29 protein-coding genes, 2 rRNA genes and 1 riboswitch are annotated in these 26,786 nt (G+C 45.1%); of the genes, 29 read left to right on the forward strand and 2 right to left on the reverse strand.

Going from position 1 to position 26,786, the window contains the following annotated elements:
- Window positions 1-136: ribosomal RNA gene (locus AC1DPK_RS22880) — 23S ribosomal RNA — on the forward strand; the annotation flags it as partial.
- A gap of 99 nt (window positions 137-235) precedes the next feature.
- Window positions 236-352: ribosomal RNA gene (rrf, locus tag AC1DPK_RS22885) — 5S ribosomal RNA — on the forward strand.
- Window positions 353-463: 111 nt separating this feature from the next.
- On the opposite strand, the gene AC1DPK_RS22890 is transcribed toward rrf, so the two are convergent.
- Complete coding sequence (locus AC1DPK_RS22890) at window positions 464-994, reverse strand: hypothetical protein (protein ID WP_076271261.1); 531 nt, start codon at window positions 992-994, stop codon at window positions 464-466.
- A gap of 232 nt (window positions 995-1,226) precedes the next feature.
- Between AC1DPK_RS22890 and AC1DPK_RS22895 the strand changes: the two genes are divergently transcribed.
- From AC1DPK_RS22895 to rsmI, 10 genes are all read left to right on the forward strand, one after another.
- Entirely contained in the window at window positions 1,227-1,418 is a 192-nt protein-coding gene (locus AC1DPK_RS22895) for a sigma factor G inhibitor Gin (RefSeq protein ID WP_339205847.1), read from the forward strand.
- A gap of 105 nt (window positions 1,419-1,523) precedes the next feature.
- A complete protein-coding gene (locus tag AC1DPK_RS22900; protein ID WP_477511745.1) occupies window positions 1,524-3,053 on the forward strand; it encodes an aminotransferase class I/II-fold pyridoxal phosphate-dependent enzyme in 1,530 nt (509 codons plus the stop codon).
- A 113-nt stretch (window positions 3,054-3,166) separates the two neighbouring features.
- A complete protein-coding gene (tmk, locus tag AC1DPK_RS22905) occupies window positions 3,167-3,823 on the forward strand; it encodes a dTMP kinase (protein ID WP_477511746.1) in 657 nt (218 codons plus the stop codon).
- Window positions 3,824-3,950: 127 nt separating this feature from the next.
- Window positions 3,951-4,280, forward strand: coding sequence for a cyclic-di-AMP receptor (locus AC1DPK_RS22910; protein WP_054025787.1), 330 nt, complete (start codon window positions 3,951-3,953; stop codon window positions 4,278-4,280).
- A gap of 16 nt (window positions 4,281-4,296) precedes the next feature.
- Window positions 4,297-4,740 carry a YaaR family protein gene (locus AC1DPK_RS22915; protein ID WP_076271265.1) on the forward strand — a complete coding sequence of 148 codons (444 nt, stop codon included), beginning with the start codon at window positions 4,297-4,299 and terminating at the stop codon, window positions 4,738-4,740.
- A 33-nt stretch (window positions 4,741-4,773) separates the two neighbouring features.
- Window positions 4,774-5,751 (forward strand): DNA polymerase III subunit delta', encoded by a 978-nt coding sequence (holB, locus tag AC1DPK_RS22920; protein ID WP_076271266.1) that lies wholly within the window; start codon window positions 4,774-4,776, stop codon window positions 5,749-5,751.
- 3 nt (window positions 5,752-5,754) lie between these two features.
- Entirely contained in the window at window positions 5,755-6,558 is an 804-nt protein-coding gene (locus AC1DPK_RS22925) for a PSP1 domain-containing protein (protein WP_053373398.1), read from the forward strand.
- A gap of 62 nt (window positions 6,559-6,620) precedes the next feature.
- Window positions 6,621-7,022, forward strand: a complete 402-nt coding sequence (locus AC1DPK_RS22930; protein ID WP_477511747.1) for an initiation-control protein YabA — start codon at window positions 6,621-6,623, stop codon at window positions 7,020-7,022.
- A 127-nt stretch (window positions 7,023-7,149) separates the two neighbouring features.
- Entirely contained in the window at window positions 7,150-7,818 is a 669-nt protein-coding gene (locus AC1DPK_RS22935; RefSeq protein ID WP_076271322.1) for a tRNA1(Val) (adenine(37)-N6)-methyltransferase, read from the forward strand.
- Window positions 7,815-8,696 carry a 16S rRNA (cytidine(1402)-2'-O)-methyltransferase gene (gene rsmI, locus AC1DPK_RS22940; RefSeq protein WP_477511748.1) on the forward strand — a complete coding sequence of 294 codons (882 nt, stop codon included), beginning with the start codon at window positions 7,815-7,817 and terminating at the stop codon, window positions 8,694-8,696. Before AC1DPK_RS22935 ends, rsmI begins: the two co-directional genes overlap by 4 nt.
- A 131-nt stretch (window positions 8,697-8,827) precedes the next feature.
- Here the strand turns inward: rsmI and AC1DPK_RS22945 are convergent, their stop codons facing one another.
- The gene (locus AC1DPK_RS22945; RefSeq protein WP_054025791.1) at window positions 8,828-9,082 is read right to left on the reverse strand and encodes an AbrB/MazE/SpoVT family DNA-binding domain-containing protein; all 255 of its coding nucleotides are present in this window, start codon (window positions 9,080-9,082) and stop codon (window positions 8,828-8,830) included.
- 270 nt (window positions 9,083-9,352) lie between these two features.
- On the opposite strand from AC1DPK_RS22945, the gene AC1DPK_RS22950 reads away from it, so the two are divergent.
- From AC1DPK_RS22950 to mfd, 17 genes are all read left to right on the forward strand, one after another.
- Window positions 9,353-10,651, forward strand: coding sequence for an HD domain-containing protein (locus AC1DPK_RS22950; protein ID WP_477511749.1), 1,299 nt, complete (start codon window positions 9,353-9,355; stop codon window positions 10,649-10,651).
- Window positions 10,652-10,668: 17 nt separating this feature from the next.
- Window positions 10,669-11,442, forward strand: a complete 774-nt coding sequence (locus AC1DPK_RS22955; protein WP_477511750.1) for a TatD family hydrolase — start codon at window positions 10,669-10,671, stop codon at window positions 11,440-11,442.
- Window positions 11,443-11,626: 184 nt separating this feature from the next.
- A riboswitch (cyclic di-AMP (ydaO/yuaA leader) is annotated at window positions 11,627-11,807 on the forward strand.
- Window positions 11,808-12,055: 248 nt separating this feature from the next.
- Window positions 12,056-13,204, forward strand: coding sequence for a ubiquitin-like domain-containing protein (locus tag AC1DPK_RS22960; RefSeq protein ID WP_441885280.1), 1,149 nt, complete (start codon window positions 12,056-12,058; stop codon window positions 13,202-13,204).
- A gap of 124 nt (window positions 13,205-13,328) precedes the next feature.
- On the forward strand, window positions 13,329-13,877 hold the full coding sequence (gene rnmV, locus AC1DPK_RS22965) for a ribonuclease M5 (RefSeq protein WP_441885278.1): 549 nt from the start codon (window positions 13,329-13,331) through the stop codon (window positions 13,875-13,877).
- Between the two features lie 4 nt (window positions 13,878-13,881).
- On the forward strand, window positions 13,882-14,799 hold the full coding sequence (gene rsmA, locus AC1DPK_RS22970; protein WP_477511751.1) for a 16S rRNA (adenine(1518)-N(6)/adenine(1519)-N(6))-dimethyltransferase RsmA: 918 nt from the start codon (window positions 13,882-13,884) through the stop codon (window positions 14,797-14,799).
- A gap of 76 nt (window positions 14,800-14,875) precedes the next feature.
- Window positions 14,876-15,760: a sporulation peptidase YabG gene (yabG, locus tag AC1DPK_RS22975; RefSeq protein ID WP_076271274.1), complete on the forward strand. Its 885-nt coding sequence runs from the start codon at window positions 14,876-14,878 to the stop codon at window positions 15,758-15,760.
- A 282-nt stretch (window positions 15,761-16,042) separates the two neighbouring features.
- Window positions 16,043-16,318 carry a biofilm formation stimulator Veg gene (gene veg, locus AC1DPK_RS22980; RefSeq protein WP_053373389.1) on the forward strand — a complete coding sequence of 92 codons (276 nt, stop codon included), beginning with the start codon at window positions 16,043-16,045 and terminating at the stop codon, window positions 16,316-16,318.
- A 203-nt stretch (window positions 16,319-16,521) separates the two neighbouring features.
- Window positions 16,522-16,707, forward strand: coding sequence for a small, acid-soluble spore protein, alpha/beta type (locus tag AC1DPK_RS22985; protein WP_054025797.1), 186 nt, complete (start codon window positions 16,522-16,524; stop codon window positions 16,705-16,707).
- A gap of 137 nt (window positions 16,708-16,844) precedes the next feature.
- Window positions 16,845-17,699 (forward strand): 4-(cytidine 5'-diphospho)-2-C-methyl-D-erythritol kinase, encoded by an 855-nt coding sequence (gene ispE, locus AC1DPK_RS22990; RefSeq protein WP_339205863.1) that lies wholly within the window; start codon window positions 16,845-16,847, stop codon window positions 17,697-17,699.
- A gap of 83 nt (window positions 17,700-17,782) precedes the next feature.
- Window positions 17,783-18,610 carry a pur operon repressor gene (gene purR / locus AC1DPK_RS22995; protein ID WP_076271323.1) on the forward strand — a complete coding sequence of 276 codons (828 nt, stop codon included), beginning with the start codon at window positions 17,783-17,785 and terminating at the stop codon, window positions 18,608-18,610.
- A gap of 51 nt (window positions 18,611-18,661) precedes the next feature.
- Window positions 18,662-19,060: a RidA family protein gene (locus AC1DPK_RS23000; RefSeq protein WP_305953918.1), complete on the forward strand. Its 399-nt coding sequence runs from the start codon at window positions 18,662-18,664 to the stop codon at window positions 19,058-19,060.
- Between the two features lie 130 nt (window positions 19,061-19,190).
- A complete protein-coding gene (gene spoVG / locus AC1DPK_RS23005) occupies window positions 19,191-19,472 on the forward strand; it encodes a septation regulator SpoVG (protein ID WP_028609566.1) in 282 nt (93 codons plus the stop codon).
- 319 nt (window positions 19,473-19,791) lie between these two features.
- Entirely contained in the window at window positions 19,792-21,189 is a 1,398-nt protein-coding gene (gene glmU / locus AC1DPK_RS23010; protein ID WP_339205866.1) for a bifunctional UDP-N-acetylglucosamine diphosphorylase/glucosamine-1-phosphate N-acetyltransferase GlmU, read from the forward strand.
- 216 nt (window positions 21,190-21,405) lie between these two features.
- Entirely contained in the window at window positions 21,406-22,056 is a 651-nt protein-coding gene (locus AC1DPK_RS23015; protein WP_441885271.1) for a 50S ribosomal protein L25/general stress protein Ctc, read from the forward strand.
- Between the two features lie 184 nt (window positions 22,057-22,240).
- On the forward strand, window positions 22,241-22,801 hold the full coding sequence (gene pth / locus AC1DPK_RS23020) for an aminoacyl-tRNA hydrolase (protein WP_076271325.1): 561 nt from the start codon (window positions 22,241-22,243) through the stop codon (window positions 22,799-22,801).
- A 63-nt stretch (window positions 22,802-22,864) separates the two neighbouring features.
- Window positions 22,865-23,095 carry an anti-sigma-F factor Fin family protein gene (locus AC1DPK_RS23025; RefSeq protein ID WP_339205871.1) on the forward strand — a complete coding sequence of 77 codons (231 nt, stop codon included), beginning with the start codon at window positions 22,865-22,867 and terminating at the stop codon, window positions 23,093-23,095.
- Between the two features lie 109 nt (window positions 23,096-23,204).
- A complete protein-coding gene (gene mfd / locus AC1DPK_RS23030) occupies window positions 23,205-26,732 on the forward strand; it encodes a transcription-repair coupling factor (RefSeq protein ID WP_477511752.1) in 3,528 nt (1,175 codons plus the stop codon).
- The last annotated feature ends 54 nt before the right edge of the window (window positions 26,733-26,786 follow it).

Here is a 26,786-nt window from a genome sequence, read left to right on the forward strand (position 1 = left end):
TAAGCGTGAAGCCCCCCTCAAGATGAGATTTCCCAGTATGTAAGACCCCTTGAAGACGACGAGGTTGATAGGTTCGGGGTGGAAGCACAGCAATGTGTGTAGCTGACGAATACTAATCGGTCGAGGGCTTATCCTAAACACGTTTACTGCGACCCATACATCCAGTAGACAGCAGCATAAAGGCTTCAGCAAGCCTAATCTTTCGTATCCAGTTTTCAGCGTGCAACACGCTACGTTTGGTGGCGATGGCGGAGGGGAACCACGCGTTCCCATACCGAACACGACCGTTAAGCCCTTCAGCGCCGATGGTACTTAGACCGCAGGGTCTTGGGAGAGTAGGACGTCGCCAAGCACGAGAGACCTATCGCATGTGATGCGATAGGTTTTTTGTTTCTTCCGTATCTAATTTCGATTAAAAATTGAGGCCTTAGAACGCTCTGCATGAGCTTCTAAGGCCTCTTTGTTATCTGCGGTAATAAGATGCTTCTCTAGACTGAAGCCTAAGTACGCCGTCCTTCTGCTCCTTACGGAAAGAGAAGGACAGAAGCATACGCGGGATCAGCAGCCATAGGTGCCAACTTACAATGCTAATCATCAATGATTCTTTGATCCATGGATATAGAAGCGCAATGGCACAAAGGCCGATCCAGAACATATGACGATGAACTCGGCGAAATAGGAACAGCTTGATATCATTAGCCGGTTTAAATCCAATCCATGGGGGTGTAATACGCCACACCCATTGCCTGTCAGCTGCTTCGTCCACTCGGATAAAAGTAAGCAGTATAATCGCGATATGGATGATCTGTACGACTGCAAAGCCGAAAAGCCATGAAAATAGACCATCCATTTCATACATAAGCATTTGGAAAGCCAATAATACGGCTGCAATAAGCAAATGGCTCTGAATAAGCTCAGGGCGAATGATTTTTCGTTTTACAAGCTGATATTGATAAATTGTAGCATTTTGTTGTTCAGATAATTTTTGACGCATATTTACTTTTCCTTTCCTTCTCAGAGATACTGTGACTCTCGTTAACTATATCGGTATTTACAAGCATTCTGTCCATAGCTTTATGAAACATTTTTACATATGCTGTAACCATTAGCCCATACGGGGCATACGATATATAAATATTTGAAATGCGCTATGAAACAAGTATAAATAGATAGACTATGTGTCATAATAATAGTTAATAAGGGACGATCAGAAAGCGGGGATTGTTATGGACGATAATCGCGAGTATCAGTGTATTATTTGTAACGAGGAAAAGGCTGAAGGTCAGGGTATTCGGATAGTGACCGGTTTTATCTGTGATACCTGTGAAGCGGAAATGATAAGAACAGATGTTAAAGATGCCAAATATCCTTTTTTCATTAATCAAATGAAGCAAATATTTTTGGGTAAAAATGCATGAGCGGTTTCTGATTACAGAAGCTGCTCTTTTTTTGTAGTGTTTATTGAATATTATATATAATAGAAATAGGAATGAATGTTTACTGGAGAGGATTGTACATAAACAATGAAGCCCTTTATTGCTCCGTTATTTGAAGCGCTTGTGAATCATACCCGTACTAAGCCAGTCGGATTTCACGTACCCGGCCATCATGGGGGACAAGCACTTAAGCAACCATCATGGAATGATCAATTAAATGATGATGTAGTCGATTATTTTTATAAAATAATGCAGCTTGATTTAACTGAAATATCATCAACCGACGATTTGCATCATCCTGAAGCTTCTATTAAAGAAGCACAGCAATTGGCTGCAAAAACATTTGGTTCAGAGGAGACTTACTTTTTGGTTGGAGGAAGCACCTCTGGGAATATGGCGCTACTGCTCGCCGCATGTGATCCAGATGATATTGTTATCGTTCAGCGGAATGTACATAAATCCATTATAAATGGTTTGAAGCTTGCTGGGGCCAAAGCAGTGTTCCTCTCGCCTCAGATTGAACCGTTATCGGGGTTAGCAACGATTCCTTCTGTCCAGCAAGTGGAAGAAGCGCTTATTGAATATCCTGATGCAAAAGCTGTCTTTTTGACTAACCCGAATTATTACGGTATTAGTGTGAAACTTAAATCATATGTTGAGACTGTCCATCGGTATAATAAGCCGATTTTCATAGATGAAGCACATGGTGCGCATTATGGCTTGGAGCCAGCTTTTCCGCAGTCGGCAATGTCAGAGGGAGCAGACGGCGTTGTACAGTCAGCGCATAAAACATTGCCGACACTTACGATGGGGGCGCTTCTTCACATTCAAGGCAAAAGAATATCAAGGGAATTGCTGCGTCAGTCGCTTGCGATGATTCAAAGCTCAAGCCCGTCGTTTCCGATTTTGGCTTCAATAGATATTTCCCGAGCAATGATTGATGCTTTGGGTGCTGATCTTTTTAAACAAAGTCTTGAATCAGCGGCGTTTTTCCGTCAATGGCTGCATCGTCACTCATCCGTTATACGGGAGATGAAAATCGATGAAAATAGCGAATCAGACTTGCGATCAGATCCGCTGCGACTAGTGTTATACGATTCTAGCGGTAAGCGAACCGGTTATGAGCTGCTGAAGCACCTGGAGCAGCATGGCTGTTTTGCTGAGATGGCAGATCCTAAGTATATTGTACTTGTTGTCGGTATTCAGACATCATTAGAGGACATAAAGAGGCTGCAGGAGGCTGTTGAGACACTTGAGTCCAATGCTACGACAAATAACAACTCTGATGGGCTGATGCCTGATGATAAAGAGGGGTGTGCGACGCCAGCAGCTTCAATAATTACCTGTCATGAGAGCCGCTTGATATCAGAGCCTGTTTCGTTTGCGAGATCTAGGTTTAAGAACAAATCAAGTGAGCGAATACAGCTGAAAGATGCTGTACATCATATATCAGCAGAGATGGTTATACCTTATCCGCCTGGCATCGCTATTTTGTATCCAGGAGAGAGAATCACGGCAGAGTTAATTGAGCATATACAAAAGCTTGCCGAGATGGGTGCAAAGTTTCAAGGCGCTGCTGATGGAATGATGAATACCATAGCTGTTTACCCTGAATAAGCTTAAATAGCAGAACGATTATGAACTTGAAGTAAATGTTGATTGTACTAGGAGTACCGCTTTGTTAATATAGAAGAAAGTATAGTTAACATAACGTTAGGAGAAGCCTTAGTTTGAAAAAAGGTGTATTCATTACCATAGAAGGCGGCGAAGGAGCCGGCAAATCGACACTGATTGAACAATTGACGAATATAATGCTTCAAAGGGGAAAGTCGATCACGACGACGAGAGAACCAGGAGGCATTCCCATTGCAGAACAGATTCGTGCCGTTATATTGGATCGCGAGAATACTGAAATGGATGCAAGAACAGAAGCACTGCTGTATGCAGCTGCGAGAAGACAGCATTTGGTGGAAAAGGTCGTTCCAGCACTGGAGAAAGGCGAGTTTGTTATTTGTGACCGCTTCGTAGATAGCAGCTTGGCTTATCAAGGTTATGCGCGTGGGCTTGGGATGGATGAGGTCTGGGCCATCAATCAATTCGCGATTAAAGAAGTGATGCCTGATCTGACGATCTACATGGATGTGTCTCCGGAAGTAGGTCTCGGACGTATCGCACAAGCATCAGAGAGAGAAATCAATCGTTTAGACCTAGAGAAGCAGTCTTTCCATGAGAAGGTGCGAGAAGGCTATATGAAGCTGCTGCAGCAGAACCCGGAACGAATCGTGCTTGTAAATGCCGAAAATAGTGCGGATTTAGTGTTTGCTGACGTTTTATCAGCAATTGATGAGCGTTTTGCAGGATTTTTTGCAACCGATGTCAAACTTTAAAGTATAGACGTATTTCTATGCATCAAGAGATTTGTCGTTATGGGGCTTGAGATTCAACGAATGGTTTAATGGTTAAAATTGCAAGTTGTTAATAACCTATTCTAATAGTAGTCAAGGGGGAATGAAGATGAAATTAGTAATCGCGGTTATTCAAGATAAGGATAGCAACAGACTGTCAAATGCACTTGTTCGTGAAGGGTTTAGAGCAACGAAGCTGGCAAGTACGGGTGGATTTCTAAGAGCAGGCAATACTACCTTTATGATTGGTATTGAGGACGAGAGAGTGCATGAGGTTCTCCAAGTTATTAATGCAAATTGCAAAGTAAGAGACCAGTTGGTTACTCCTGTATCACCGATGGGCGGATCAACAGATTCCTATATTCCTTTCCCTGTTGAAGTACAGGTTGGTGGAGCAGCTGTATTCGTAATGCCTGTTGAACGATTTGAGCATTTCTGAATGGGCGTGATATAGGGTGAAAATTGATCAAGGCTTTCGACCATTGGGACAAAACCGTACAAATAACGAAGCCACAAACAAACAGATACAGCCAAGAAGCTTTGCTGATGTGATGGTTCAGCAGGATGCTGATCGCACACAAGAGCAGCTTCAACTGAAGCTGCAGGACATTCATAGACAAGGTGATCGGCTTGCTAGAGTGATGACTGTCCGTGAATTGAAAATTTATCGTCAAATGATCAAGCAATTTTTGGAGGACACCATCAGGCGCGGCGTTGTGCTGAAGGAAGTCAAAGGCTTCGATCGCAGAGGACGAATTAAACGATATAAACTGCTGGATGAGATCGATGCGACACTCGTCTCCATGGCTGAGGATTTACTCGACAGTGAGCAAGGAAGAATTGACTTGCTTAACCGGATCGGTGAGATACGAGGCCTTCTTATTAATTTATTGTTTTGATGATAAGAGAGCAGGGAAAGGTAAGGAACGGCGATGAGCTTCGAAAATATTCCGGGGCAATGGAAAGCGCAGCGGATTTTGACCCACGCTTTGCAGAGCGGTAAAATTTCTCATGCCTATTTATTTAATGGTCCTTCAGGTACGGGAAGAATGGCGATGGCTCGCGAATTTTCAAAGGCATTGTTCTGTACGGCAGGTATTGCCGCTGCTTGCGGGGAATGCTTGGAGTGCAGAAAATTTGAACATGGCAATCAGACAGACCTAACGACGATAGCGCCAGATGGCCAGTCCATAAAAATTGATCAAATTCGCGAGCTGCAGCGGGACTTTTCTTATCGCAATAGCGGGACGAAGCGCAAAGTGTATATGATAGAGCAAGCTGACAAAATGACGCTGCAGGCTGCGAATAGTTTACTGAAATTTTTGGAAGAACCGTTGTCGCCAGTTGTTGCTATTCTGATTACGGATAATGGACAAGCTGTTCTTCCTACTATTCGTTCTCGTACGCAGTGGGTGCCTTTCCTGCCGATGTCGCCTGAGATTATGCTGCAAACTCTTATTGCTGAGGGTGCTCCGTCTATTTTAGCCCGAACCGTTGTTCAATTAACATCAGGTTTAGACGGTGCAAGACAATTTCTCCAGCAGAATCAGTTTGCAGAAATCAGAACCCTAGTGATACAATTAGGCAAGGAGAGTTTGACCCGATTCACCGCGGCGATGATCACTGCTGGACAACAGCTATTTAAAACAGATTTGGTAGAGCATACGCAACTGCTGTTGTCGTTATTAGTTATATGGTTTAAAGATTTGATACAGTTCCAGGCCGGCAGGCAGGACAACATCGTTTTTATAGATCAGTTGGATTGGATAAGTAAACATGCATTTAATCGTTCGTTTGCAGGTTGGGTGTCCTGCATCGAGCATACGTTAGAAGCGAGTAAGCGTATGCGAGCGAATGTTACGCCTCAGCTCGCATTTGAGCAACTATTGGTAAACTTACAGGAGGGCTAATTCTTGTATAATGTCATCGGCGTCCGCTTCAAGAAAGCGGGCAAGATCTATTACTTTGATCCGGTTGAGCATCCCGTGGATAAGGAACAACATGTTATTGTTGAAACAGCACGCGGAATCGAATACGGTAAAGTGGTGGTGGGACAGAAGCAAGTCGGTGAATCGGATGTTGTTCTTCCTCTTAAGAAAGTGATACGTATTGCAAGCGATGTGGATGCAAAAGTTGTTGAAGAAAATCGCGCCGCAGCCAAAAATGCGTTTTCTACTTGTCTTGAAAAAATTAAAGGTCATCAGCTTCGCATGAAGTTAGTTGACGTTGAGTTTACGTTTGACCGTAACAAAATTATTTTTTATTTTACGGCAGAAGGCCGAGTTGACTTTCGCGAGCTAGTAAAAGATTTAGCCAGCGTATTTCGAACTCGGATTGAACTCAGACAAATCGGAGTTCGGGACGAGGCAAAGATGCTCGGTGGTATTGGTCCATGTGGACGAGTGCTTTGCTGCTCCTCTTGGCTGGGTGACTTTGAGCCCGTATCGATCAAGATGGCCAAGGATCAGAACTTATCGCTTAATCCGACAAAAATTTCTGGATTATGCGGTCGTCTCATGTGCTGTCTGAAATATGAGCATGACAATTACGAAAGCATTCGAGAAGAACTTCCGGCAATTGGAAAATTCGTAGTCACCTCATATGGTGAAGGTAAGGTAACTGGTATTAATACATCCACCAAAAGTGTGTATGTGCAATTATTTGATACACCAGGTAAACCGAAAGAACTGTCGATGGATGATGTCGTCATCAAATAAGCGGCAGAGTGCGATTCTCACGGGTGAGGTTACACTCACGCTTGAAGCTCTGGGGTGGGAACTTGGAGAAGAACAATATTTTTGCGAAAATGGACGAGTTGGATAACCAAGTAGGTGTGTTCCATAAGGAGCTTACGGACTTGAAGCAGAAGGTAAAAGAGCTGCTCGAGGATAATAAGCGTCTAAGTGAGGAGAACAACCAGCTGCGTCAGTTGTTTAAGAGAGAGGCTGAGCTAGAGCATGAAGTTGTTGCAGCTCCAGCGAAAGGAATTAAACCGGGAGTAAGCAAAGAGGAACAGGTCATCACTGAACATGCATTCGCGGAAGCGGGAGCAGCTATTGGTGAAGGCCATGACAACTTAACTCGGTTGTATCACGAAGGATTCCACATATGCAACGTTTATTACGGGCATTTGCGGACGGAAGGCGACTGTTTATTCTGTCTATCCTTTCTTAATAAATAGTGGAATCCGTACGACATGCCGCCCTTGCCGCAAGGGGCGGTATTTTTATTAAATATACAATCAAGGAGCGGCCCAAATCGTGTCGGAACATATAAACTTAGCAGAAAACGAACGTCTTGATGATCTTATGACAGAAAATGGTTTGAAAATTATACAAAGCCGGGAAGTGTTCAGCTTTTCACTTGATGCCGTATTATTGTCACGGTTTGCAAGTGTGCCAAAGCACGGGCGAATTGCTGATTTATGTACGGGCAATGGTGTTATACCGATGCTTCTTACAACGAGAACAAATGCGCAAATTGATGCGGTTGAGATTCAACCGAGATTGGCGGATATGGCTAGAAGAAGCGTAATGCTGAATAAGCTGACGGAGCAAATAAACGTTATTGAGCAGGATTTGAAATTGTATCCTAAGATTGCGGGTAACGGGGTATATGATGCGATAACGGTAAACCCACCTTACATGCCAATAACAGCAGGTGAGCAAAACGAAAACGAACATTATGCGATCGCAAGGCATGAGATTCATTGTACGCTGGATGATGTCGCAGAAGCATGTTCTAGGCTGGTGCGCCCTGGCGGCAAGGTCTCGATGGTTCATCGCCCTTCGCGTCTGCTTGATATTGTGGAAACGATGCGTAAATGGAGGCTTGAGCCGAAGCGGATTCAATTTGTGCATCCTCATGCAAATGCAGAAGCAAACATGGTATTAATAGAAGCAATGCGTGATGGGAAGCCTGACATCAAGCTTCTTCCGCCAATAATGGTATATGAGAATGGGGTGCAGATCGTTTGAATATACAAAAAAGCTTTGCCGATGCTTCCAAAGAAAATGTTGGAAGCCTTTATTTGGTCGCGACACCAATTGGAAATTTAGAAGATATGACATTCCGTGCGATTCGTACATTGAAGGAAGTACAGCTTATCGCTGCTGAAGATACGAGGCAAACACGGAAGCTGCTTACACATTTCGAGATTGGAACTCGTATTGTTAGCTATCATGAGCACAATAAACAAGCTAGCGGCCCTGAGCTGATCAGATTGCTTCTAGATGGGCAATCCATCGCATTAGTTAGTGATGCGGGTCTGCCGGCTATTTCTGATCCAGGTGCGGATCTCGTGAAGGACGCTATTGAAAATGGTATTTCCGTTATTCCTATTCCAGGAGCGAATGCAGCATTATCTGCACTTATTATATCGGGTCTGCCTACGGATCGATTTTTGTTTGCTGGATTTCCGCCGCGCGAGCGAAAGTCATTAATGAAATGGCTGCTCGATATGCAAGCACAGAAAGGGACCCTGCTTTTCTACGAGTCACCCCATCGTATAAACAAAACACTTGATGCACTTCAGGAATGTCTCGGCGATCGCCAAATAGCATGTATCAGAGAACTGACAAAACGCCATGAAGAAGCGGTCCGCGGCCGAATTTCAGAATGTATAGCATGGTTTGAGGAGCATCCGCCGCTCGGAGAATTTTGTGTTGTGGTGGAAGGATCAGAGGGTGAAGGGGCAAGTGAGCTGCCAGCGGCAGATATTTGGTGGTCTGAGCTTGATCTTGCTGCCCATGTTGCTCATTATGAGGAACAATTTGATCGTAAGGAAGCCATTAAGAAGGTTGCGCTCGATCGAGGTTTGCCTAAACGCGAAGTATATAATGAAGTAAATAGATAGATGATTATTATATATGTGAAATAGTAGACAAAAAAAGACCTTCCTGGCCGGGTTCAAGCGCAGGAAGGTATCAAGGAGTATAAAAAAGGTTAGAATTAACAAGTTGATAAGTACAGTATAACTTATTTTTTTTATTTTGTCACAGGTGTTGGCATTTCTGACAAACAAACATGACAAACAATTTTTCCTTTGAAATAAGATACGTTTTCTGCGTTGCCACAGAAGATACATGCAGGCTCATATTTCTTAAGCATGATGCGCTCGCCATCTACGTAGATTTCAAGAGCATCTTTCTCGCCTATTCCAAGTGTACGGCGCAATTCGATCGGTATAACGACGCGTCCTAGCTCATCAACCTTACGAACAATACCAGTAGATTTCATCATAATCTATTATTGCCCCTCTCAAAATACGTTTCGTCATCGTTCGACATAGTTTTTGCTTTTATGATTACTATAATACCAACGATTACCATAATAGTCAACCAGGAATATTCCCCGGATAGCTGAATTCACAAGTATTTGACTAGTTAGTACGGTCATATTACTCTGTAATAGAATACAACAGCTTCGACAATTTGGAAACTAATTTCCGACACTATTCGACATGAAAATCATTTTTTGTGTCGAAAATATGAACAAAGGAGATGAGAGACGATGAAAAAACAGCTGACCGAAGAGAAAGTTTTTAAGGATCCTGTTCATCATTATATATATGTACAAGACCAAACGATTTGGGATTTGATCAATACAAAAGAGTTTCAAAGACTGCGCCGGATACGACAGCTAGGAACCTCCTATTTGACCTTCCATGGAGCAGAGCACAGCCGGTTTTCACATTCACTTGGCGTATATGAAATTACTCGAAAAATTATTTCTCAGTTTGAACGAAACAGCTATCCTGACTGGCCAGTCGAAGAAAAGCTAGTCTCGCTTTGTGCTGCTTTATTGCATGATGTTGGTCATGGTCCGTTCTCGCACTCCTTGGAAGAAGTATTCGACACGGATCACGAAGAGTGGACATGTAACATCATTTTGGGAGATACAGAAATCAATCGCGTGCTAAGTGCTGTATCGGAGCAGTTTCCTGCTCAGGTCGCTGCAGTCATACAAAAAAAATATCCAAATCCGATTGTTGTTAGTTTGATTTCAAGCCAAATGGATGCTGATCGGATGGATTATTTGCTCCGAGACGCGTATTTTACAGGTGTTAACTATGGAACATTTGATTTAGAGCGCATTTTGCGCGTATTGCGTCCTTATAAAGGGCAAATTGTAGTTAAAGAGAGCGGTATGCACGCAGTTGAACATTATTTGATGTCTCGTTATCAAATGTATTGGCAAATTTACTTCCATCCGGTTACAAGAAGCTCGGAAATTATTCTACGTCAAATATTTCGTAGAGCACAGGAGCTTTACGTGGGTGGCTACTCTTTTCAGTGGATGCCTAAGCAGCTGAAATGCTTGCTTCAGAACACGATGACGGTACACGACTATCTAAAGCTGGATGAAGCGCTCGTTCAGACCGCTTTCGCAGAGTGGGCGGAGGAGCATGATCCTATTTTAAGCGATCTATGTGAACGATTTCTGAACAGGCTTTTATATAAGTACATTACGCTTGAAAACCCGGATGAAGAGCTGCTAAATGAGATTAGCGAATGTTTCTCTTCTATAGGAATGAATCCGGATTATCATATGGAAATCGATTTTCCATTTGACCTGCCGTATGACGTATATCGACCAGATAAAAAAGAAGGAGAAAAGAAAGAAAAAGCGCCGATTTTGTTGTTAGATGGTTTGGAAGATATAAGCGAAATATCCTCTAAATCCGACATTATTCGTTCTATTACTGGCCTGCATCAAGGACAATATCATCTTTATTATCCAGAAGAGCCGCTCAAAAAAAATATTCATCGATTGCCGGATTCACTTCGTAAGCTTTTCAAACTCGATTGAAGGAGCATAACATCAACATGACATTACTTTTTGATACACATACCCATTTAGATTCGGAAAAATTTGATGAGGATCGCGACGAGGTCATCCAGCGTGCGAAGGATGCAGGCGTTCATATGCTTGTCAATATTGGTTTTAACCGTGAAACGATCCCTACAACGATGGCGCTAGCAGAGAAATATGATTTTATATACGCAGCAGTTGGTTGGCATCCAGTTGACAGTATAGATATGCTTCCAGGGGATTTGGAATGGATTGAACGTCTATGCTCGCATGAGAAGGTTGTTGCCATTGGTGAAATTGGACTCGATTATCACTGGGATACTTCTCCAAAAGAGGTACAACAAAGGGTTTTTCGTGAGCAAATTCGTCTTGCTCGTAAGGTGCGCAAGCCAATTGTTATTCATAATCGGGATGCTCATGAGGACATTATTCGTATTCTTCAGGAAGAGAATGCAGCAGAGGTTGGCGGTGTCATGCATTGCTTCTCCGGCAGCTGGGAAACGGCTAAACAATGTCTTGATATGAACTTCTATATATCATTTGGAGGACCCGTTACTTTCAAAAATGCAAGGGTGCCAAAAGAGGTGCTTAAGCAGGTTCCGATCGACCGAATTTTGATCGAAACGGATGCTCCATATTTAACTCCTCACCCGTTCAGAGGGAAGCGAAATGAGTCCTCTTACGTCTCTTTAGTTGCAGAGACAGCAGCCGAATTATTGGGCAAAACGGTAGAAGAAATAGGCGTAATTACGACTGAAAACGGTCGAAGATGTTTTGGTATTGTCTAAAAACGAGAGGAATAATGAGAAATAGAGACCTTTATCGCGTAAAAACTAATTTTTATAGCGATAATCGCTTATTTTTTCCTGCTTTATCCTGCTTTTTCGCTTAAATCGTCTTTTATCGTATCTTTACAATTGACCTCGTATGAAGGTATGATTCATCTCAGAGCAATAAAATTTTGTATTGGATTTCCAGTTTACGCTTAATCTCCATTCGGAGAGCGGGGGAACCATGTACGGTTTTTAATTCCGTATTTTGAATTCTTCAGGGGTGAATTTCGAAGCCATTGCCATGAGCATTGTGTAACGAATAGGGCGACTCTCTTGTCCGAATCCGTCAGCTAACCTCGCAAGCGTTATAGAGAGTGATCAACCTCGTGCATCCATTTTTCTGTATCCCAGTGAATCATTTAACCGGGAAGCCACGAAACAGATCCTCTGTCGACGGCTTCTTTTTATTTTCGAATAATCGGGAATTTGTCGACATAGGGATAAAAGATGGGGGTGGGAGGATCGATAGCAGTACTGGATTGCGTGCTCGCACGCCAATATACTATAGTCGCGTCAGTTGTATCATGCGTAACACTTGGCGGCGGGGCTATGAAGGAGGACCGATGAAGTGGGAATACTCCAGGTTAAGGACACCCATGGGAAACGATCATCCAGCATGTCTTTCGCATTGCGATGGAAGCGTGAAAACTTGCGTTTGATTCTTTTGAGTGCTACTATCTCAATCGCTATGACTTTCATGTTTTTGGTGTTGTTGTACGGAACGGCTGTCAAAAGCGTCTCCGTAGTAGTGAACGGACAAGAAACCATTGTGGAAACGAAGCAATGGGTCCTGCAACGCCTACTGGATGAACAAGCTATCGCAATTGGACCACATGATGAGGTGTCCATACCGCTTAATGCGGCAATAAAGGACGGAGATCGTATAGAGGTGACTCATGCGATACCGGTAATTGTGAAGGCTGATGGCAAGACCTCTACTGTATATACGACAGAGAGAACAGTGCAGGCAGCGATCGAGGAATTACATATTCCAGTTCGTGGTCAAGATAAAGTAATACCTCCGCTTCATACCGTTTTGGACAACGAATTGACTGTAACCGTCGTTCGCGTAGATAAGAAGGTAGCTGAGACAGAGCGTGCAATGCCATTCTCTATTGTGAAGAAGAACGATCCAACGCTGGAAGCGGGCAAGCAGAAGCTTGTTCAACCCGGCAAGGAAGGTCTGATCGTAGAGAGTATCGAGAAGCAGTACGAGGACGGTATTCTTATATCGAAGAAGATGGTCAGCAAAGTGGTTGAAACCGCTGCGGTTAATCAGGTTGTCGCCATCGGAACGAAGAAGGAAGAGCCTAAAGTATCTGTGCTCTCGAACAAGAGCCCGAGCTTTACTTCGCTTACGAAGAGCGGTGTAACGTTTAAGGCGAGAAAAGTACTTAAAAATGTCACGTTGACTGCTTATTCTGCAGACCTCTCTTCAACAGGAAAAGATGAAAGCCATCCGGAATACGGGATTACATCATCAGGCACTCGTGTGCAAGAGGGTCGGACGATAGCTGTTGATCCGAAGGTTATTCCCATCGGTTGGTGGGTTTATATTGAAGGAATCGGTTTCCGCCGCGCTGAGGATAAAGGAAGTGCGGTTAAAGGCAACAAAATCGACGTATACTTTGATAGTACAAAGATTGCGAACAAATTCGGCAGGAAAAAAGGCATCACTGTATATGTGCTGGGGCCGAATAAACCAACTGCAAGCTAATTGAGCGGTTACCATCATCTTATCGCAATAATCAATTAAATATGCCATCATAAGGAGAGGCACTGCCTCTTCTTTTTGCATGTCTAAGGGTCTAATACAGTTTATGTAGAAGGGGATGATCTTGGTGATCAAAGAGATCATTGTCGTTGAAGGCAAAGATGATACCGTTGCAATAAAAAGGGCGGTAGATGCAGATACCATAGAGACGAATGGTTCTGCTATCGGTGAGGATGTATTGAAGAGGATTGCGCTGGCCAATGAGCGTCGCGGCGTTATTATATTCACAGACCCTGATCATGCAGGAGAACGCATTCGCAAGATTGTTGCGCGTCATGCGCCAGGATGCAAGCATGCTTTTTTGCCGCAGGAGAAGGCTTTGTACAAAGGGGACATCGGCATCGAAAATGCGAGCCCCGAGGCTATTCGTGCGGCGCTCTCTGAGCTCCGAACAGAATCGGCAGATGAAGCGGGAGAAATTAGCTGGGAAGACTTAATGGATGCAGGTCTGATTGTACATCCTGATGCGTCTAATCGTCGCTTGGTTATAGGCAAGCTGCTCGGAATTGGTTATGCGAATGGCAAGCAGTTCTATAAGCGCTGTACAAGCTTTCGGATTTCCAAAACAGAGTTTACGGAAGCTTTCCGTCAAATGGAAAAGGAACTGGAGGGATAGCTGAATGAGTCAAGAGCATAGTGAGCTTAGCAAGGAAGCAGTAAAGCCATCCGCGATAGAGGTGGCTACGCCCAAACGCACCAAAGAAATCATTGCGAAATACGGTTTTTCCTTCAAAAAGAGTTTGGGACAAAACTTTCTGATCGATCAAAATATATTAAATAACATCGTAGCGGCAGCTGAGCTTGATGAAACGAAGGGCGCGCTTGAAATCGGCCCTGGTATTGGCGCGCTCACACAGCGGCTTGCCAAAGCGGCTGGTAAGGTGACGGCTGTCGAAATCGACAATAGGCTCATTCCGATTTTGAAGGATGTGCTGGAGGGCGAGGAGCATACAACCGTCATTCATGGCGATGTGCTTAAGCTTGATTTGAAGAAGCTGTTCGAAGAGCAGTTTGCGGACGTAACAGGTGTAAGTGTTGTTGCCAACTTGCCTTATTATGTGACAACGCCAATTCTTATGAAGCTGCTTGAAGAGAAGCTGCCGCTTGAGCATATTGTCGTCATGATTCAGAAGGAAGTCGCGGAGCGGATGGCAGCGAAGCCAGGCGGCAAGGAATATGGCAGCCTCAGTGTAGCCGTTCAATATTACTGCGTGCCTAAGGTTGTCTGCATGGTGCCTCATACGGTGTTTATACCGCAGCCAAATGTAGATTCAGCCGTTATTAAGCTGTCATTGCGTGACAAGCCAGCTGTTGATGTACCCGATGAGGATCATTTCTTTAAAGTGGTGCAAGCCAGCTTTGCACAGCGACGGAAGACACTGGCGAATAATCTAACGGCATTCGTGGGCAAGGAGCGCCGCGAAGCATTAACGGAAATGCTTTTAAGCAACGATATTGACCCTATAAGACGCGGTGAGACGTTGTCGCTCGAGGAATTTGCGCGGATTAGCCGCAGCATGCTGGAGGCCGGCTGGTAGAGCTAGGCCGTTTCATCATAAAATACTCACCATTCGCACGTTCTGCCCATAGGATAGACGAAGAGGTGATTTACCCATGAAGCAAGGGGACCTGGTCGTCCGCAAATCGTATGGCGGTGACGTGCTGTTCAAGGTTGAGGCTATTCGTACACATACTGCCGTTCTGAAAGGCACGGATTACCGATTGCTTGCGGATGCTCCGATTCCTGATTTGTCGGTCATACGCGATCCAGAAACGACAAGTGCGGTGCAAGAAGTTCGAATTAAAGTGAATGATTCATTAAGACGCATGCATTCTGAACGGGAACGTCAAGCGGTTGAGAATGAGGAGCATATTCGGCATGCGCTGCAGCAGACTCAACCATTCTTTGAAGTGCCAGGAAAGGTACTTCACCTTGATGGTGATAGTAATTATTTGAAGAAGAGCATGCAGCTGTACAATACGATGCAAGTTCCTTCCCACGGTCTCCATGTGCATGAGTCTCAGATGGCTGATGTGCTTTACCGTCTGCTGCCCCAAATTCAACCGGATATTGTCGTAATAACAGGTCATGATGGCGTACTGAAAAGCCGTTTGCCCATGGATCTGTACAGTTTAAGCAGCTATAAAAACTCACAACATTTCGTTAATGCCGTACGCGTCGCTAGAGAATATGAGAGAAGCCGTGACGGGTTGATCGTTATTGCAGGTGCTTGCCAATCCCATTTTGAAGCTTTGCTGCAAGTGGGCTCAAACTTTGCAAGCTCGCCAGGACGAATATTGATTCATGCGCTCGATCCTGTTTATATAGCGATTAAAGCAAGCTATACATCCATAAAAGACACGATTAACTTAGCAGATGTCATTCATGGTACGATAAGCGGAATTGACGGCGTGGGCGGTATTGAGACAATGGGCAGCTTCCGTGTAGGTCTGCCAAAGCCAAAAATTACGTCACCGAACTCTGTATTAAAGCAGTAACAGATAACGATATGTTCTGAAGGGATGAATAGAGACTATTTTCAGGCTGAAAATAGTCTAATCAAACATGTCCTTTTCGCCACAATTTTGTATCAAATGTTACGTTTAAATTGAATCAACTTCTTAATATGTATATTTTTTGCTTCGTTATGTATGGTTTTTTAAAAAATGGGTGAAATCACCGTTGACAAGTAAATATACCGACTGATATAATATTTTGCTTTGTTTGACAACCCTCCTCCTTTTGGTTATAATGGACAAGGAAAGAGGTGGTAGTGGACAATGGCAAAAAATGCGCTATTGGATATTAAACGCAGCTTGGAAGCTCATGTTGGCTCCAAAATCCGTCTTCGAGCGAACGGTGGACGACGAAAGACCATCGAACGAACCGGTACGTTGGAAGAAACCTACCCTTCTGTTTTCATTGTAAAGCTGGATGAAGAGCAGCATGCCTTTAAGCGTGTCTCTTACAGCTATGCGGACATACTGACTGAGTCGGTGGAAGTGACCGTATGCAATGATGAAGGTCAAGTCCGTATCGCCCATTTGCAACAATAGAATATATATCGCCTAGTGAGGCATGTTAGCGCAGATCGCATCTGCGCTTTTTTTTTTGCGTTCATTCATTTACCTTTGCGAAAAGAAGGCGGCCATTTCCATCTCCGTATGGTCGCTTGTCATTTGAAGCATACTACCTGTGCAATAGTGACAGCCGTATATTTTGATTAGAATGACGTAAATTCGAATATGGAGGTAATGATATGGGTCGCAGAAGACGCGGAGTAATGTCTGAGGAATTGAAATATGAGCTTGCTAAAGATCTTGGTTTTTATGATACGGTGCAGCAAGAGGGCTGGGGAAGCATACGCGCGAAGGACGCCGGAAATATGGTGAAACGCGCAATACAAATCGCTGAACAGGCTGCTGCCAAAACAAATCAACCCTAAGTGATGGCTCCTATTTATACGTGAAAAAGCTAAGCGGATGACTGTCGAAAAACATTCGATTGTCATCTCTTAGCTTTTATTGCGTTGGTTTGATATAATGATGCTTAAGCTTACGAACGAACGGGTGAACTTATCAGATGAAAATTTATGAAAAAGCTCCTGCCAAAATTAATTTATTGCTCGATGTACTCCGCAAGCGTGATGACGGCTACCATGAAGTCGAAATGATTATGACCATGGTTGACCTTGCAGACCGACTTGAAATGGAAGAGCTACCTAGAGATACGATCATTATTTCAAGCCAAGTTGGATACATACCGTTAGATGAGAAGAACTTAGCGTTTCAGGCAGCTAGGCTTATTAAAGACCGTTATGATGTTAAGCAAGGCGTATATATTCATTTAGACAAAAAGATACCAGTCGCTGCGGGACTCGCTGGCGGTAGCAGTGATGCTGCTGCTGCTTTGCGAGGGCTAAACCGTTTGTGGAAGCTGCAGATCCCTGAGGACGAGCTGTGCAAGCTAGGCGCAGAGCTCGGCTCTGACGTTCCGTTCTGTGTAACAGGCGGCACTGCAATCGCAAGGGGACGTGGTGAGAAGCTTGAGCATATCGCCAATCCTCCGCAATGCTGGGTTGTACTTGCCAAGCCGCCAATCAATGTATCGACGGCTGACGTATATGGCAGATTCCGCGCAAATGAGCTTAAAGAGCATCCCTCCATTTCAAATATGGTTGGTGCACTTGAGCGCGGCTCTTTTGCCGATATATGTGAAGGTCTTGGCAACGTACTCGAAAAAGTTACGCTGGATGTGCATCCTGAGGTTATGCAGCTGAAGGAAAGTATGATTCGGCTTGGTGCCGACGGTGTGCTTATGTCTGGCAGTGGACCTACTGTATTCGGCCTTGTGTCGAAGGAAGCCAAGCTTCCTCGTATTTATAATGGGCTCCGCGGTTTCTGCAAAGAAGTATATGTGGTAAGAATGCTCACATAAGGCTGACGTTCTCCTTGATTAAATCCGTATAAAAATGTTATATTTACATTATAATATTCGGATTTAGGTGGGGGGAGATGTGTTTGAAAAAGTTGAAACGGAGCTCGCGGTTGGTAGAGATGACCCAATACCTGTTAAGTCGACCCCACACGTTAATTTCACTGACAGCATTTGCTGATCGATATCAATCGGCAAAGTCTTCAATTAGTGAGGACCTGGCGATCATAAAAGAAGTGTTTGAGGAAGAAGGTATCGGCGAGCTTCATACACTTGCAGGAGCAGCAGGCGGAGTAAGATATACGCCTAAGATGCAAGAAACGACGGCTCTTACCATTATGACAAGCATATGCCGCCAGTTAGAGCAGCCTGAAAGGGTCCTTCCCGGCGGTTATTTGTATATAACGGATATGTTAGGCCAACCAGAGCTTCTCGCGGATGTCGGCAGGATGTTTGCAACTGCGTTCGCAGACCGGAAGATTGACGTCATTATGACCGTTGAGACAAAAGGAATACCTCTAGCTTACGCAACAGCTGCGTGCTTGAATATTCCGGTTGTTATTGTACGGCGTGACAATAAGGTAACGGAAGGCTCTGCAGTGAGTATCAACTATGTATCAGGATCAACCAAGCGGATTCAGACGATGTCACTCGCACGCAGAGCGCTTAAGGAGCAATCCCGCGTTCTTATTATTGATGACTTTATGAAGGCAGGCGGAACGATCCAAGGCATGATGGATTTGCTGTTTGAATTTAAAGCTATCGTCGCAGGCGTTGGCGTATTTGTTGAGTCAGGCGAGGTAGAACTCGAGGAACGGCTTCTTGAGGACTATGTTTCACTAGCTAAACTGACGGCTGTTGATATGAAGACAAAACAAACGACGGTAATTCCAGGCAACTATTTTAAAGAATAGATACGTGTAAATGAGAGCTTATTACATCTTGTTAGGAAGGCTGGGACCATCATGACAACAAAGCAACAAATGCAAGTGATTGCAACGGACAAAGCTCCTGCAGCGATCGGACCTTATTCGCAAGCGATTAAGCTCGGAGGATTATTGTTCACTTCAGGACAAATTCCACTCGATGCGGCTGGGCAGCTTGTTGATGGCGGCATTGAGGAACAAACGCATCAGGTGTTTAGAAATTTGGAGGCCGTGCTTGCTGCTGCAGGTGCCAGTTTTCAGGATGTCGTAAAAGCGACCGTATTTATGAAAGATATGAATCAATTTGCAACGGTAAATGGCATTTACTCCTCTTACTTCGGAGAGCATAAACCGGCTCGTTCGGCCGTGGAGGTCGCAAGGCTGCCAAAGGATGTTCTTGTCGAAATAGAGGTCATTGCATCGACAATTGTCGAATGAAAACGAAAAAGATTCAAAATAAAAAAAATATTTTAAATTGAGTATGAATTTACCAAAAATGTAGAAGGAATTGGCACAAAAACGTGGAAGTATACACCAAGTCTCTGATAGACAAAGGTGGTGAACACAAGTGCAAATTACTGATGTCAGACTCCGCCGTGTAAATTCCGAAGGGCGTATGAAGGCAATCGCATCCATTACTATTGATAATGAATTCGTTGTTCACGATATTCGTGTCATCGATGGAAACAATGGTATGTTCGTTGCAATGCCAAGCAAACGTACTCCGGATGGAGAATTTCGGGATATCGCTCATCCGATCTCTTCAACCACCCGGGAGAAAATCCAGGCTGCTGTTCTCGCTGAATACGAGCGCGCAGCAGAAGAAGTTGCGATTGAAGAAGGAGCTTAAGGCACTGCATTTTATGTTTTTGGGGTTGATTGGAGAAGAGAGCCATGGCTCTCTTCTCTTTTTTTTGCGAGAGGTGATTGCTGAGCATGTGATTACGTGCGACTTATCTTTTTACTATGAAACGAATAGGTTGTAGTGTAGAATGACAGGCAGCGATTCCATACACTTGGAAATCGAGCAACATATTCGTATAATGGAATAGGATGTACGACTTGAATCATTGCAGCTTTCAGCGTTTGCTGATGAAGATAGCACTTTTTTTACACTTATAAAGCTATACTAAAATAATCATTTATTGCAGGTCTAGGGGGTCTTTCATTTGAAGGTTATGGCGATTGTGCTTGCTGCAGGACAGGGTAAGCGTATGAAATCGAAGTTATATAAGGTGCTGCATCCGGTGTGCGGCAAGCCGATGGTAGGCCATGTGCTTGATGTTGTGAAGGAAGCGGCTGCGGAGCGCGCGGTCGTTATTGTAGGCCACGGAGCTGAAAAGGTTAAATCGTATTTAGGCGATGGCGCTGAATACGTCTTACAGGAGCAGCAGCTCGGTACCGGTCATGCGGTGCTGCAAGCGGAAGCTCTTCTCGGCGGCGAGAAAGGTACGACGATTGTGATTTGCGGTGATACTCCGCTTGTGCAAGCATCGACAATTGAAGCCATGCTTGAGCTGCATCATTCGAGCGGAGCTGCTGCAACGGTGCTAACAGCCGCTTTTGACGATCCTACAGGCTATGGCCGCGTTATTCGTGGCGAAGATGGCACTGTACAGCGGATTGTTGAACAAAAGGACTGCTCAGCTGAAGAAGCGGCAGTTAAAGAAATTAATACAGGCACATATTGCTTCGACAATGAGAAGCTGTTCGCTGCGCTTGCTAAGGTAACGAGTAATAACGCACAAGGCGAGTATTATTTGACGGATGTTATCGGAATATTCCGTGAAGCGGGCGAATCCGTTCAAGGCTACTGCACGACAGATGTGTCAGAAGCCATAGGCGTGAATGACCGCGTGGCGCTTGCTGAGGCAGAGCGTTTTATGCGCGATCGAATTAACCGCAATCATCTGCTTGGCGGCGTCACTTTGATTGATGCGTCCTCAACTTATATCGAAGCGGGTGTTCAGATCGGATCTGACACCGTCATATATCCAGGTACAGTGCTTCGCGGGTCAACAATTATCGGAGAAGATTGTGTTATCGGTCCTCAAGCTGATATTGCGGACAGTACGATCGGCAACGGCGTCGCGATTAAATATTCAGTTGTTTCTGAATCGGTAATTGGCGATACAAGCGCTGTGGGGCCATACGCTAATTTGCGTCCAGGCTCGAAGCTTGGCGTTGGCTGCAAAGTAGGTGACTTTGTGGAGCTCAAAAACGCATCACTTGATGATGGCAGCAAAGTATCGCATCTAAGCTACGTTGGTGACGCTAAGGTTGGCAAAGACGTTAATATCGGCTGCGGCGCCATAACGGTCAATTATGACGGTTACAATAAATTTGTAACGGAAATCGGCGATAATGCCTTCATCGGCAGCAATGTCAATTTGATTGCACCATTGAAAATTGGTGATGGCGCATATGTTGTTGCCGGCTCTACGGTTACGCATGATGTACCTGCTGGTGATCTTGCGATCGCACGCGAGCGCCAAGTGAACAAATCAGGTTATGCGGATAAGATCCGTGGACGTGCAAAAGCAAAAAAAGAAAAGAAACAATCATAATACCAAATGGTTGATATAGGGGATGCAGTGACGAATTCAGAGGATGAATTCGTTGCTGCATCTTTTTTTATGCAAATGTCGTTTAAAGTTTAATTTTTGGCTGTAGTGGGTAAGTTATAGGGAAATCAAAACAGAAGCGAGTTTTTGCTTCACAAAACCTAAGCGTATGCTTACGAAGCAAGTTTTGCTTCACAAAACTTTTGGGAGGTAATCAATATGGCGATAGCTATGAACGCGGATCAACGAACTGGCACGACGAAAGGTGAGTTGCGCCAATTGCGGCTCCAAGGGAAAATACCGGGCGTTATTTATGGTAAACAGTTGAATGATGCAGCACAAGTCATGGTGGATAGTAAGGAACTGCAGGCTTTGCTGCGTTCTCAGCCGAATGCGGTGCTTGAAATTAATATTCCATCCCATGGAAAAACCTCCGTTATGATCGCAGAGGTGCAACGTGATTCTTTGAGCAGGCAAGTGCTGCACGTTGATTTCCATCAAATTAATATGAACGAGAATGTGCGGGCGAACGTTCGTATTCATGCAGAAGGCGATTCTCAAGGTGTGCGTGAGGGCGGTATCTTGCAGTTGATTTTGCATGAGCTTGAGGTGCAATGCTTGCCGGGCAGTATTCCTGATTCTATTTCCGTCGACATATCGTCGCTGGAGATTGGCGGAAGCATACTCGTAAGCGATTTGAAGCTGCCGAGCGGCGTGGAATTACTAGCCGAGCCTGAGCAGGTAGTTGCAACGATTCTTGCGCCGCAAAAAGAGCTTACAGAAGAGGAAGCAGAGGCTGCTGCAGTGGAGCTTACAGAAGCAGAGTCACGCTCCAACGAAGCGAAGCTTGAGGGCGTTAAGAGCCTGTAGAATCTCTTTTGAAAAATTACGTATACCACGCAGTACCGAGCATATTCAGGCGCCGTCCTTCATCAGGGCGGCGTTGTTTGCTTTTTGGGAAAAATAGAATGAAAGTTCTGACGCAGAACGGCTTCCGATGTTTACGCTTGTAATAGATTATGTTACATTTGTCCGTAAAGGAGTGGAGTGAGCAATGAGGTGGATTGCAGGACTTGGCAATCCCGGTGCTGCTTATCAAGGAACCCGGCATAATGTCGGATTTATGGTTATTGATGAGCTTGCAAGGCGCTGGGGCATTAGTGTAACGCAAAATAAATGCAAGGCATTAATCGGAGAAGGCAACGTACAAGGCACGAAGGTTGTCCTTATTAAGCCGATGACATATATGAATTTGTCTGGAGAGTCAGTAAGATCATTTCTAGATTACTTTAAGGCTGAGGTCCAGGATGGCTTAATCGTTTATGATGATTTGGATACGGAGATCGGCAAGCTTCGCCTTCGCTATCAAGGAAGTGCGGGCGGGCATAACGGAATCAAATCATTGATTCAGCATTTGGGCACGCAAACTTTTGACCGTGTTCGGATGGGCATTTCGCGCCCTCAGCCAGGCATGAACATTGCGGACTATGTGCTCTCCACTTTTCCGAAGAGCGAGCATGAGAAATTGTCTGCTATGGTTGCTGACGCTTGTGATGCTATTGAGTTTAGATTGAAGGCGCCTTTCGAGGAGACAATGGCAAAGTTTAACCGATAATCTGTTAGAAATTGATTATGAGGGCATACTGAAGGATATAACTACCCTTCAGGAGGCATACATATGGCAGTAAACTATATTTGTCGGCACTGCAGAACATCGATGGGGTCGCTTAGCGGGTCAAATATAACGGAGCATCAACTGGGCTTCCATTTCTTGACCCCCGAAGAACGCAGCGATATAATAGCGTATGACCCAAATGGGGATGTAACGGTAAAAGTGGTCTGTGATTATTGCCGCGAGGCGATTGATGCGAACCCAGAGCTTCATTTGGTAACTAGTCCTCTTCAATGACGGAAAGTGAATAGTATGAGCCTTAGCAGATGGCTGAGGCTTATTTTCAATGTACAGGGAGCGATCGTATCACTCTCCGATTGTGTAAAGAAACGGGGTGTCGCAAAAGTTGAAAGCTTTAATTAATGCTTTTGCCGCGGATACGGACGTTCAGTCCGTTATATCCGGTATTCGTAAAGGCATGCGTGAGCAGATGATATCTGGCCTCGCAGGCTCTTCCAGACAAGTGCTCATTGCAGCGCTGCGGGAGGATGTAGAGCGTCCTATGCTTGTTGTGACGCATAACATGTTCTCTGCGCAGAAGATTGCGGAGGACTTGCAGGAATGTCTTTCGTCAGAAAATGTATTATTATATCCCGCAAATGAGCTGGTAGCTGCAGAAGCGGCGATCTCGAGTCCTGAGACGCTTGCGCAGCGAATGGATGTGCTGATCAAGCTGTCCCAAGGCTATCGCGGGATTGTTGTCGTGCCCTTCTCCGGCGTTCGGCGTTATTTGCCTATAAGCAGTGTTATGGCTGAAGCGCAAGTAGAGGTTCAAGTTGGCCAATCACTGCCGATAGATGCTTTTCTGCGGCAAATGACCGCTCTTGGCTATACACGGGCTGACCGCGTAGAATTGCGTGGCGATATGAGCGTGCGCGGCGGGATTGTTGACTTCTATCCGCTTACGGCTTCACAAGCGTACCGGATCGAATGGTTTGGCGATGACGTTGATTCCATACGTACCTTCGATCCAGCAGATCAACGTTCTTTGGATCGATTGGAATCTTATGTGGTTCCGCCATGCCAAGAGCTACTCGCAGACGGACACCGTATGGAGACTGCGGCAAATCATGCGCAGCGGCTGCTGGAGAAGCAGCTCGATAAGATGACAGATCGTACAGCCAAGGATCGACTTCGCACGGAGCTGGGCGGAGAGATTGAAAGGCTGCGTGAGCATGTTTATTTTCCGGAAATTTATAAATATATTTCGTTGTTATACCCAGAGCGTCAAACGATTCTTGACTATATGCCAGCTGACACGCTGCTCATACTAGACGAGCCAACGCGTTTAATAGAGACAGCGAAGCAATTGGAGCGGGATGAAGCGGAATGGTCCATGCATTTGCTGCAAAACGGCAAGTCGCTTCCGGATCTTGCTCTTGCCCGCGATACAGAGGAGATTTTGCATCACCGTCCGTTTCCAACGCTGTTCTTGTCCTTATTCTTAAGGCAAATCCCGCATTCGCAGCCGCAAAATATATTGAACATGACAAGCCGCTCGATGCAAAATTTTCATGGACAAATGAATGTGCTGAAGGCAGAAATGGAACGTTGGCGCAAGACGGGTGCCACAGTAATGATGCTTGCCGGCAATGCAGAGCGCATGGAACGCATGCGCCGAGTTCTTGACGACTATAGCATTGAGACGCCTACTCTGCTAGAAGGTAATTTGCAGTCCGGTTTTGAGCTGCCATCCTCTCACCTTGTCATTATTACTGAAGGCGAGATGTTCTCCCAAAAGCAGCGCAAAGCCCGGAAAATGGATAAAAAAGTTGATAATGCCGAGCGTATTAAGAGCTATACAGAGCTTAAGGTCGGCGACTATGTGGTTCACCATAACCATGGTATTGGCAAGTATGTTGGTATAGGTACGCTTGAAATAGCAGGTATTCATAAAGATTATTTGCATATTCTCTATGCTGGCGGCGATAAGCTATCTGTTCCAATCGAGCAAGTGGATATGATTCAGAAGTACGTCGGCAATGAAGATAAAGAGCCTAAGGTCAATAAACTCGGCGGTAGTGAATGGACACGGGCGAAGAGCAAGGTAAAAGCATCCGTTCAGGATATTGCTGATGATTTGATCAAGCTGTATGCAGAGCGGCAGACGGCACCGGGGTACGCTTTTGGACAAGATACGTCGTATCAGAATGAGTTCGAAGCGATGTTCCCTTATGACGAGACGCGTGACCAGCTCAGAGCGATCGAAGAGATTAAGAAGGATATGGAGAAAACCCAGCCGATGGATAGGCTGTTATGCGGAGACGTCGGTTACGGAAAAACAGAGGTCGCCATTCGTGCTGCCTTCAAATCAGCAATGGACAGCAAACAGGTAGCGGTGCTAGTTCCGACGACTATTTTGGCGCAGCAGCATTATGAGACATTCCGCGAGCGTTTTGCGGGTTATCCGATTAACGTTCAGGTGCTCAGCCGTTTCCGTTCACGCAAGGAACAGAATGAAACGATGAAGGGCCTGAAGGCGGGAACGGTGGATGTCGTTATTGGGACGCATCGCCTGCTGTCGCAGGATATTATTTTCAAATCGCTCGGCCTTCTGATCGTGGATGAGGAACAACGTTTTGGCGTATCGCATAAGGAAAAGCTGAAGAAGCTTAAAACTAATGTCGACGTGCTTACGCTGACTGCGACACCGATTCCAAGAACGCTTCATATGTCGATGCTTGGCGTGCGGGACTTGTCTGTTATTGAAACGCCGCCGGAAAATCGTTTCCCTGTGCAAACCTATGTGGTGGAATACAGCCCGTCCCTCGTACGGGAGTCGATAGAGCGCGAGCTGGCACGTGGAGGCCAAGTCTATTACTTGTATAACCGTGTACAAGGCATCTACCAAATGGCGGAGCAAATCAATGCGCTTGTACCAGGTGCTAGAGTTGCGGTCGGCCATGGGCAAATGTCAGAGCAGGAGCTGGAGAAGACCATCCTTGATTTCCTCGATGGTGAATCCGATGTTCTGGTAAGCACCAGCATTATTGAGACAGGCGTCGATATTCCGAACGTGAATACGCTTATTGTGCATGATGCTGACAAAATGGGACTCTCTCAGCTGTATCAGCTGCGCGGACGCGTTGGTCGTTCGAATCGTATTGCATACGCGTATTTCACGTATCAACGGGATAAGGTGCTTACGGAGGTTGCGGAGAAGCGTCTGCAATCCATCAAAGAATTTACTGAGCTCGGATCAGGCTTCAAAATCGCAATGCGCGATCTATCGATTCGTGGAGCGGGCAACCTGCTTGGGGCGGAGCAGCATGGCTTTATTGCCTCGGTAGGCTTCGACATGTATTCGCAGATGCTGGCTGATGAGATCGCGAAGCGCAAAGCGGAGATGAGCGGCGAAGAAATCAAAGAAGAGAAGCCAGTTAGCATGCTTATTGATATTAGTGTAGATGCTTATTTGCCTTCGGATTACATTTATGACAGCATCCAAAAAATTGAGATCTATAAAAAAGTAGCTGCTATCCGAACGTTCGAAGAGGCAGATGATGTGATTGATGAGCTTGTGGATCGTTTTGGCGATTTACCGCAAGCGGTAAGCAATTTGCTCGCAGTGGCTAGATTAAAAGTATATGGCACGATGTATGGCATTGAACAGCTCAGCGGCAAAGGTGATGATCTGCTGCTTCGTTACGCAGCTAGCGAGAAGCTGAGGATTGACCGTAAGAAGGTGGATCAGCTTTGTCTGAAGCATGAGAACCGCTTTAAGCAGGGCAGCGAGCAGGAGCCAAACCCAAGTATTTTGCTGCGCGGCAAGGGATTGAATATGGAGCAGAAAATTCATATGATTGAACAATTTTTGCAAGCGTACAAGGATGTTCTCCTTTATAAAGACGAATTGCAAGATGCGACAACATAGACAAGATTCGCTTTATACGCCCCTTTTCTGATACAATACTATCAAGTTCTCAAT

The sequence above is a fragment of the Paenibacillus sp. 01T424 genome (assembly GCF_056398745.1).

Coding starts and splice junctions, on each gene's coding strand:
- AC1DPK_RS22895 (WP_339205847.1), top strand. CDS start 1,227: ATGGACGATAATCGCGAGTATCAGTGTATTATTTGTAACGAGGAAAAG.
- yabG (WP_076271274.1), top strand. CDS start 14,876: ATGAAGCAAGGGGACCTGGTCGTCCGCAAATCGTATGGCGGTGACGTG.
- veg (WP_053373389.1), top strand. CDS start 16,043: ATGGCAAAAAATGCGCTATTGGATATTAAACGCAGCTTGGAAGCTCAT.
- AC1DPK_RS23015 (WP_441885271.1), top strand. CDS start 21,406: ATGGCGATAGCTATGAACGCGGATCAACGAACTGGCACGACGAAAGGT.
- ispE (WP_339205863.1), top strand. CDS start 16,845: ATGAAAATTTATGAAAAAGCTCCTGCCAAAATTAATTTATTGCTCGAT.
- AC1DPK_RS22890 (WP_076271261.1), bottom strand. CDS start 994: ATGCGTCAAAAATTATCTGAACAACAAAATGCTACAATTTATCAATAT.
- AC1DPK_RS22985 (WP_054025797.1), top strand. CDS start 16,522: ATGGGTCGCAGAAGACGCGGAGTAATGTCTGAGGAATTGAAATATGAG.
- AC1DPK_RS22900 (WP_477511745.1), top strand. CDS start 1,524: ATGAAGCCCTTTATTGCTCCGTTATTTGAAGCGCTTGTGAATCATACC.
- AC1DPK_RS22910 (WP_054025787.1), top strand. CDS start 3,951: ATGAAATTAGTAATCGCGGTTATTCAAGATAAGGATAGCAACAGACTG.
- rsmA (WP_477511751.1), top strand. CDS start 13,882: ATGAGTCAAGAGCATAGTGAGCTTAGCAAGGAAGCAGTAAAGCCATCC.
- AC1DPK_RS23000 (WP_305953918.1), top strand. CDS start 18,662: ATGACAACAAAGCAACAAATGCAAGTGATTGCAACGGACAAAGCTCCT.
- AC1DPK_RS22950 (WP_477511749.1), top strand. CDS start 9,353: ATGAAAAAACAGCTGACCGAAGAGAAAGTTTTTAAGGATCCTGTTCAT.
- holB (WP_076271266.1), top strand. CDS start 4,774: ATGAGCTTCGAAAATATTCCGGGGCAATGGAAAGCGCAGCGGATTTTG.
- AC1DPK_RS22945 (WP_054025791.1), bottom strand. CDS start 9,082: ATGATGAAATCTACTGGTATTGTTCGTAAGGTTGATGAGCTAGGACGC.
- AC1DPK_RS22955 (WP_477511750.1), top strand. CDS start 10,669: ATGACATTACTTTTTGATACACATACCCATTTAGATTCGGAAAAATTT.
- pth (WP_076271325.1), top strand. CDS start 22,241: ATGAGGTGGATTGCAGGACTTGGCAATCCCGGTGCTGCTTATCAAGGA.
- AC1DPK_RS23025 (WP_339205871.1), top strand. CDS start 22,865: ATGGCAGTAAACTATATTTGTCGGCACTGCAGAACATCGATGGGGTCG.
- AC1DPK_RS22935 (WP_076271322.1), top strand. CDS start 7,150: ATGACAGAAAATGGTTTGAAAATTATACAAAGCCGGGAAGTGTTCAGC.